This window comes from Methylocella sp., from assembly GCF_044226135.1.
In the GTDB taxonomy this organism is placed as follows: Bacteria; Pseudomonadota; Alphaproteobacteria; order Rhizobiales; family Beijerinckiaceae; genus Methylocapsa.
This window is the reverse complement of record NZ_JBGAHM010000024.1, coordinates 45,345-51,855: the sequence shown is the minus strand read 5'-3', so window position 1 is coordinate 51,855 and position 6,511 is coordinate 45,345. Positions and strand designations below refer to the sequence as shown.

At 68.4% G+C, this 6,511-nt stretch carries 7 protein-coding genes; 2 read left to right on the top strand and 5 right to left on the bottom strand.

Annotated elements, in window-relative coordinates:
* On the top strand, positions 1 to 724 hold a 724-nt coding region (locus ACILRB_RS11140), incomplete at its 5' end, for a hypothetical protein (protein ID WP_395666367.1).
* Between the two features lie 165 nt (positions 725 to 889).
* On the opposite strand, the gene ACILRB_RS11135 is transcribed toward ACILRB_RS11140, so the two are convergent.
* The 5 genes from ACILRB_RS11135 to ACILRB_RS11115 all read right to left on the bottom strand — a co-directional run bounded on the left by ACILRB_RS11135 (position 890) and on the right by ACILRB_RS11115 (position 5,196).
* The gene (locus ACILRB_RS11135; protein ID WP_395666366.1) at positions 890 to 1,696 is read right to left on the bottom strand and encodes a DUF2189 domain-containing protein; all 807 of its coding nucleotides are present in this window, start codon (positions 1,694 to 1,696) and stop codon (positions 890 to 892) included.
* Between the two features lie 112 nt (positions 1,697 to 1,808).
* Complete coding sequence (locus ACILRB_RS11130; protein ID WP_395666365.1) at positions 1,809 to 2,258, bottom strand: DUF2721 domain-containing protein; 450 nt, start codon at positions 2,256 to 2,258, stop codon at positions 1,809 to 1,811.
* An 88-nt stretch (positions 2,259 to 2,346) separates the two neighbouring features.
* Positions 2,347 to 2,547: a hypothetical protein gene (locus ACILRB_RS11125; RefSeq protein WP_395666364.1), complete on the bottom strand. Its 201-nt coding sequence runs from the start codon at positions 2,545 to 2,547 to the stop codon at positions 2,347 to 2,349.
* A 139-nt stretch (positions 2,548 to 2,686) separates the two neighbouring features.
* Complete coding sequence (locus tag ACILRB_RS11120; RefSeq protein ID WP_395666363.1) at positions 2,687 to 3,883, bottom strand: class I SAM-dependent methyltransferase; 1,197 nt, start codon at positions 3,881 to 3,883, stop codon at positions 2,687 to 2,689.
* Between the two features lie 326 nt (positions 3,884 to 4,209).
* On the bottom strand, positions 4,210 to 5,196 hold the full coding sequence (locus tag ACILRB_RS11115; protein ID WP_395666362.1) for an aldo/keto reductase: 987 nt from the start codon (positions 5,194 to 5,196) through the stop codon (positions 4,210 to 4,212).
* Between the two features lie 97 nt (positions 5,197 to 5,293).
* Between ACILRB_RS11115 and ACILRB_RS11110 the strand changes: the two genes are divergently transcribed.
* The gene (locus tag ACILRB_RS11110) at positions 5,294 to 6,475 is read left to right on the top strand and encodes a glycosyltransferase family 2 protein (RefSeq protein ID WP_395666361.1); all 1,182 of its coding nucleotides are present in this window, start codon (positions 5,294 to 5,296) and stop codon (positions 6,473 to 6,475) included.
* Positions 6,476 to 6,511: the final 36 nt, after the last annotated feature.

The following is a 6,511-nucleotide window of genomic DNA, read 5'->3' as shown; positions in this document are numbered from 1 at the left end:
CGTCGGTTCGATCGACCAGCCTCAGCTTCGCGCCTTCGCGGACCGCAACGCGGTCGCTCTGGTCGCCGTGAAGGGCGATCCCGTGCAGCGGGGCTTCTATCCGCCGGACCTGCTCGATCCCTATCTCGAACGACTGGGCGAGATGCTGCATCGCCCCGAGCTCGCCACGCTGCCCGCGATCACCTTCGGCCATTCCAACGGCACTGGCTTTTCGGCGCTGATCGCGGCTCTGCGCCCCGACCGGACGATCGCCTGGATTTCCTACCATCCCGGCGCGACCTCCTACCTGCAATATCCGGACCTCGAAAAGACGCCGGGGCTGGTGATGCACGGCCTCGCCGATCCGTTTTTCAGCCCCGAGCATGAGGCGGTCATCGCGGCGCTCCGCCGGGAGCGCGCCGCGCCCCTGACCTTCATGATCGAACCGGACGTGCCGCATTTTCCCGTCGACAAGGGCCAGAACGCGACCTTCGCCTTCATCGCGGCCTATTGCGAGGCGGCGCTGCGGATCCGCCTGAAGCCGGACGGCGGCCTGAGGCCGGTCGTCCTCGAGAACGGCTGGCTCGGCGGCGCCTATGACAGGGCGAAGGGCGGACGGCAGCGTCTTTCGATCGCTCCCTATCGGGCGTTCGTCGGCGATCCGTCGACGGCGACATGGCTGCCGGACGAAACCTTCGCCGAAGTCTGGCGGCGCTATGGGGAAACCGATCCACGGAGCCCGTGACGCGTGATCGGCGACCCTGAAACGGCCGCCGTGAAACGCCGTGGCGGGCGGAGGCCGGACGCGTCGAGCGCGTCCGGGCCGGAATTCGGGAGCTGGGGGGCTTGGATCGAGCCCCTGAAAGGCTCAAGGCTCGATCCGGCCGGTCACATGCGGGGACTGAAAAGCTTACGTCACCACGAGCTTCCGATAGAGCCGCCAGGTGGCGAAGCTCAGCGTCGGAATCGCGGCGAGCAGGCCGAGGAAGGCCGGCACGGCCGCGGCGATCAGCATGGCGAAGACGATCCCGGCCCAAAACAGCATGGGCTTCAGATTGGCGCCGACGGCGCGCAGGCTCGTCAGCATGGCGGTGACGAAATCGACGTCCCGGTCGAGCAGCAGCGGAACCGACACGACGGTCAGCGCGAACACCGTGAACAGCGTCGCCGCGCCGATGAGATTGCCGATGATGAAGAACAGCCAGCCTTCGGGCGTGGTAGCGACGAGCGAGAGGAACGCCGTGAACGACGAGAAGCGCTGCAGGCCGAAGAAAATGGCGACGAGGATCTGCGCGGCGTACATCCACGCCATGAAGATGAACAGGGTCACGAAGGCCATCCAGGCGAGCTCCGCCGCGCCCTGCGAGGCCAGCGTGCGCCAGATCGCGCCCCAGCTGACGGGCTCGCCCCGTTCGCGCAGGCGGCTGACCTCGTAAAGGCCGATCGCCGCGAAGGGGCCGATCATCGCGAAGCCGATGATCGCGGGATACATCAGATAGCTGAGGCCGCTCTGGAACGCCCACACGGCGATCGCCAGCCCGCCCAGCGTGTAGATCGCGCCAAAGACGAGACCGTAGGCCGGCGCGTCCTGGAAATCGCGCCACCCCAGCCGCAGGGCGTCACGCACGTCGTCGGTCGAAATCGTCCTGACGGCCGGACCCGACGTGTCGGAGCCGTCGGCCGCATGCGTCGCGTCGATTGGAAGTCTTTCGCTCATTGCGCCCTCGAAACAGCGTTGCGCCCCCCGCCATGCGGCGGACTGTCGCAGGCAAGAGTGCATGGGGGGACGGGGTTTGGCAATGCTTCTTCTGGGTTGCGGCCGGACGCCGCTAGTCGATCGTGATCGTGCTCATGTGGACGCGAAGCTCGAGCGCGAGATTGACGAGCGAGGCGGAGAGCAGGATCAGCGCCGCCACGAACATGAGGGCGACGATCACGCCATGCCCGACCCCGAGCAGGGCGGCGCCGAACGCCGCGACGAGCAGGATGGAGGTGGCGAGCGCGCTGAGCACGCCGAAATAAATGGCGTTTCCAAGCAGCACGGCGCGGCGCGTCAGGGCCGCGCCGACCTTCGCCGCGGACGCCGCCTCGACGCCCGGAGCGGAGCCGGCGCGCAGGGCGCGGCCGCGCTCGACGATGCGGTCGAGGCGCGTGTTCAGGATGGACACGAAGCCCGCCACCGCGCCGAGCATGAAGGCCGGGGCCGTCGCGTGGGTGATCGCGACGCTGATGTGGTCGATGTCCATCGCCGTCCAGGTTGCAGCGTCTTCGCCGTTCACGCGGGAATGCGGCGTGGACGGGGGGCCAAGCGGTCGAGGCGCGCAGGGGCCGCCGCGGTCGGCGGCGGTCATGCGCGCGGATCAGAGCTCAGTAGCGGCAGACGCGGACGCCGGCGCGGTAATAGCAGCGCGGGCCGGGCGGCGGGGCGCGCTTGACGACGGCGCCGTTGGGGCCGACGCAGCCGGCGCGGTAAACGCCGCGCGCGCAGGCGGCGGCGTCCGCCTCGACGACGCCGGCCGCCAGCACGCCGAACGTCGCCAGCGCCAGCGCCAGGACGATGCTTTTCATGTTCGCCTCCTCGACCAATCGCCCATGGCCGTGAAGTCGGCTGGACGCGTCGAGAGCTTCGATAAATAAAATTCCGCGGCGCGGCCAGATGATTTCTCGGCGCGCGCCGCGGCGGGAGGGCGGGCGACGCGCCCTGCGGCTACGCCAGCATGAGCGTCGCCGCCGGAGCGCAGGCCGCGGCCGCCCGCGCGATCTCGTCGCCATAGACCGGATTCATGATGATGATCGACTTCGGCGGCCGCATCGCAAGCTCGTCGGGACGCACCACGGGCGTGCCGTGAAGCGGCGCGAAGCGGCCCTGCTTGTCGGGGTTGAGATCGACCAGCGCGCGCAGCTGGTCGGCGCCGGGCACGACGTTCATGAAGGTGATGCCCTTGGAGCCCGCGCCCCACACCACCGTATCCTCGGCGTCGGGCGTCGAGATGTAGTTTGTCCAGCGCTCGACCTTGCGATTGTAGGTTTCGCGAAAGGATTCGACGAGCGGCCTGAGGCCGGCGTCGACCGTTCCGGCCCGCCGCGCCGGCGCGCGCCTTGGCCGCGCCTCCACATAGACATATTGCTCGCTGAACGCCGTTCCCGCGTCGAGGATCTCAAATCCCGCCCGCTCGAACGCCATGGCGAGCGAGCTTTGCGTGAAATAGGAGACATGTTCGTAAATGAGGTCCCAGATGCCGTGATCGCGCAGCGTGTAGAGGGCGTTCGGCGTCTCGAAATAGAACACCGTGTCGGCGCCGACGCCTGGATGCCGGCGCAGGGACTCGAGGAAGCCCACAGGGTCGCCGACATGCTCAAGGACATGGCGGCCGATGACGAGGTCGCAGCGCACGCGCCCGTGCGTCGCGCCGAAATACTCCTGCACGAAGCGCACGTTGCGGGTGGGAGTCTGCTCGTCGTCGACGCTGGTGTCGAAGCCGATCCCCTGCGCGTCGGCGAGGCCGCACAGCCGCTTGAGAAAATCGCCCTTGCCGCAGCCGATCTCGACGATCGTCTTGCCGGCGAGGCCGTAGGCGTCGTTGAGCCGGCCGGCGAGCGAGGCGGCGAATTCGCGAAAGCGCGCGGAATGTTCGAGCGACGAATTGTAGTTTGGCGTGTAGGAAATCTTTTCTTCCTGGAACGAGCTGTTGAAGAGATGCGAGCAGTCCTCGCAATACGCCAGCGTGAAACGTCCCCTGTCGGCGTCGCGCGCCGTCTGGCGCTCCGCAAACAGGATGTTGCACATCACCGGCGTTTCGAAATCCACGGTCTTGAACAGGCGCGCGCCGCCGCACAGGGGACAGTTTTCGCGCGCCGCGGGGGGCGTGTGGCGCGACGGTTCGGCCACGCATTTCATGGTCATGAACAAGCTCCTTCAGGGGTCTCCGCAGGTCCGCCGCGGGGGTCAAAAGCTTCTTGTTCTTGATTTATGGACGACGCCCGCCATGGGGCGCGTCGTCGACGGATCCGTCTAAGCGGCGCTCCCGCACGGCGATCCGTTTTGCGCGGGCGACGCGTCGCGGCGCAGGCGCAACCATTTGGCCTGGAGTCGCGGGCCGACGCTGCGTGTTGTTCTCGCCCGCCTGGCGCCAGCCGTCGATCCGCGCGGATTTTGGGCGGGGAGAGGCGGGCAGGCAAGGCGCGGGAAATACGGGAGGCCGCGCCCCGGGGCGTCAACGGCGGGCGTGGCTAGAGATAGGCTTTCGCCAGAAGGTCGGCCGGGTAGCGCGCGCCGGCCGCGGCGTCGGCCGGGATCGCCTCCTTGAGTTCGGCGACCTCCTGCGGCGTCAGCTCCACATCGAGCGCGCCGAGGTTTTCGGCGAGCCTTTCGGGCTTCCTCGTGCCTGGAATCGGGATCGCGCCTTCGGCCAGCACGAAAGCGAGCGCGAGCTGGGCCGTGGAGCAGCCCTTCGCGCGGGCGGCGTCAGCGAGGCGCCCGGCGAGCCTGCGGTTACGCGCGAAATTCTCGGGCGCAAAGCGCGGATGCGCCGCCCGCCGGTCGTTCGCGACGTCCTGCGCCGAGGTCACGCTTTCGGACAGGAGGCCGCGCCCGAGCGGCGAATAGGCGACAAAGCCTATGCCGAGCTCCTTCACGGCGGCCGCCACCTCCTCGGCCTCAATACGGTAGAGCAGGGAATATTCCATCTGCACCGCCGCGATCTTGTGGATGCGATGCGCCTTGCGGATCGTCTCGGGCCGCGCCTCCGACAGGCCGAGGAAGCGCACCTTGCCGCGCCGCACGAGCTGGCTCATGGCGTCGACGGTCTCGTCGATCGGCACGTCGGGATCGACGCGGTGCTGATAGTAGAGGTCGATATGGTCGAGGTTGAGCCGTTTGAGGCTCGCGTCGCAGGCCCTGAACACATAATCCGGCCGGCCGTTGATCAAAAGCTCGCCCGTCTCGCCCTGGACATGGCCGAATTTGGTGGCGACGAACGCGTCGTCGCGCCGCCCGGCGACGGCCGCGCCGACGAGGTTCTCATTGTGGCCCCAGCCATACATGTCGGCGGTGTCGAGGAAATCGACGCCGGCGTCGAGCGCGGCGCGCAGAAGCTTCAGGCCCGCGGCGTCGTCGCTCGCGCCATAGGCGCCCGAGAGCGACATGCAGCCGAGCCCGATCGCGGAGACCTCCGGCCCGTCCGCGCCGAGGCGGCGGCGTTTCAAAACCCGATCCATGCGGCGACGCGGCTCCAGAAGACGACAGGCTGTCCTTAAGCCGATATTGACTGATTTGGCGAATGCCTGTCCATGTCGGCGGCGTCAGGGAGGCTCGATGTTGACGGACGAAGCGGACACGATCGGACAGCGGACGCGCGAGGCGGAGCGCGCGCGCCCTGAGCACGGGCTGAGCCTGCCGCGCGTCAGCGTCGTCGTCGTCAATTATAATTATGGACGCTTTCTCGAAGCCTGCGTCGGCTCGATCCTCGGCCAGACCTATCGAAACGTCGACTGCGTCGTGGTCGACAACGCCTCGACCGACGAGACGCCGCAGGCGCTGTCGCGCATCGAGGCGCGCTGGCCGCAGGCGAAAATCATCCGCCGCGCCGCCAACGACGGCCAGACGCCGGCCGCGCTCGACGGGCTCGCGGCGTCCGACGCGCCCTATGTGATCTTCGTCGACGCCGACGATCTGCTGCTGCCGCATTGCGTTTCGACCCATGTCTTCGTGCATCTCTCGCTGCGCGTGCATGTCGGCTTTTCGTCGGGCGACATGCTTCAGGCCGCGGGCCGCGAGGTGGTGCTCGGCTCCGAGGAGGCGTTCAACCGCGTCGTGACGGGCAAGCGCGGCAGGGCGCCGGGCAGGGTCAGGCCCTATCGCCAGCAGGCCGGCGCGGTGTTCGCCGCGGACTGGCCGGGGGAGGGCGTCGACCGCGCGGTCCTGAACCGCCTGCGCTTCGTCGAGCCCATGACCAATGAATGGGTGTGGTCGCCGACTTCAGGCAACTGCTTTCGCCGCGACGCGCTGGACCTGTTTCTCGGGCCGCAGGCGCTCGCCGGCCTGCGCACCGGCACGGACCTTTATTTCTGCCTCGGCGTCAACGCGGTCAGCGGCAGCGTGCTGATCGACGACGCGCTCGCCGTCTACCGGCTGCACGGCGGCAATATTTTCTCGAAGCGGCCGCAGCTCCACAACGTGCTGTCCTATCAGCCGGGCGGCGCGGGCGACAGCAACGACCGGGCGAAGGCCATCCTCGTCGATCATCTGATCGACCGCGCCGGATTCTTCGTCGAGCGCGGCTGGACGCCGTTCGACTATGCGCGGCTGTTGCGGCGCATGGACTGCTCCGACCCCGACGCGACGCCCTCGACGCCGCGCTGGTCGGCGCGCTCGCGCGTGGCGACGCAGGTTCTGCGGCGCTTTCCCCATGTCGAAGCGGCGCTTGGCGGGCCGATCGCGCGCGGGCTGTTGTTCGTCAGCGGCGCCCCCTATGGCAAGGCGCTGCGGCCGCGCTAGGCTTTCGCTTCGCGGCGGATTCTCAAACGACGGCGC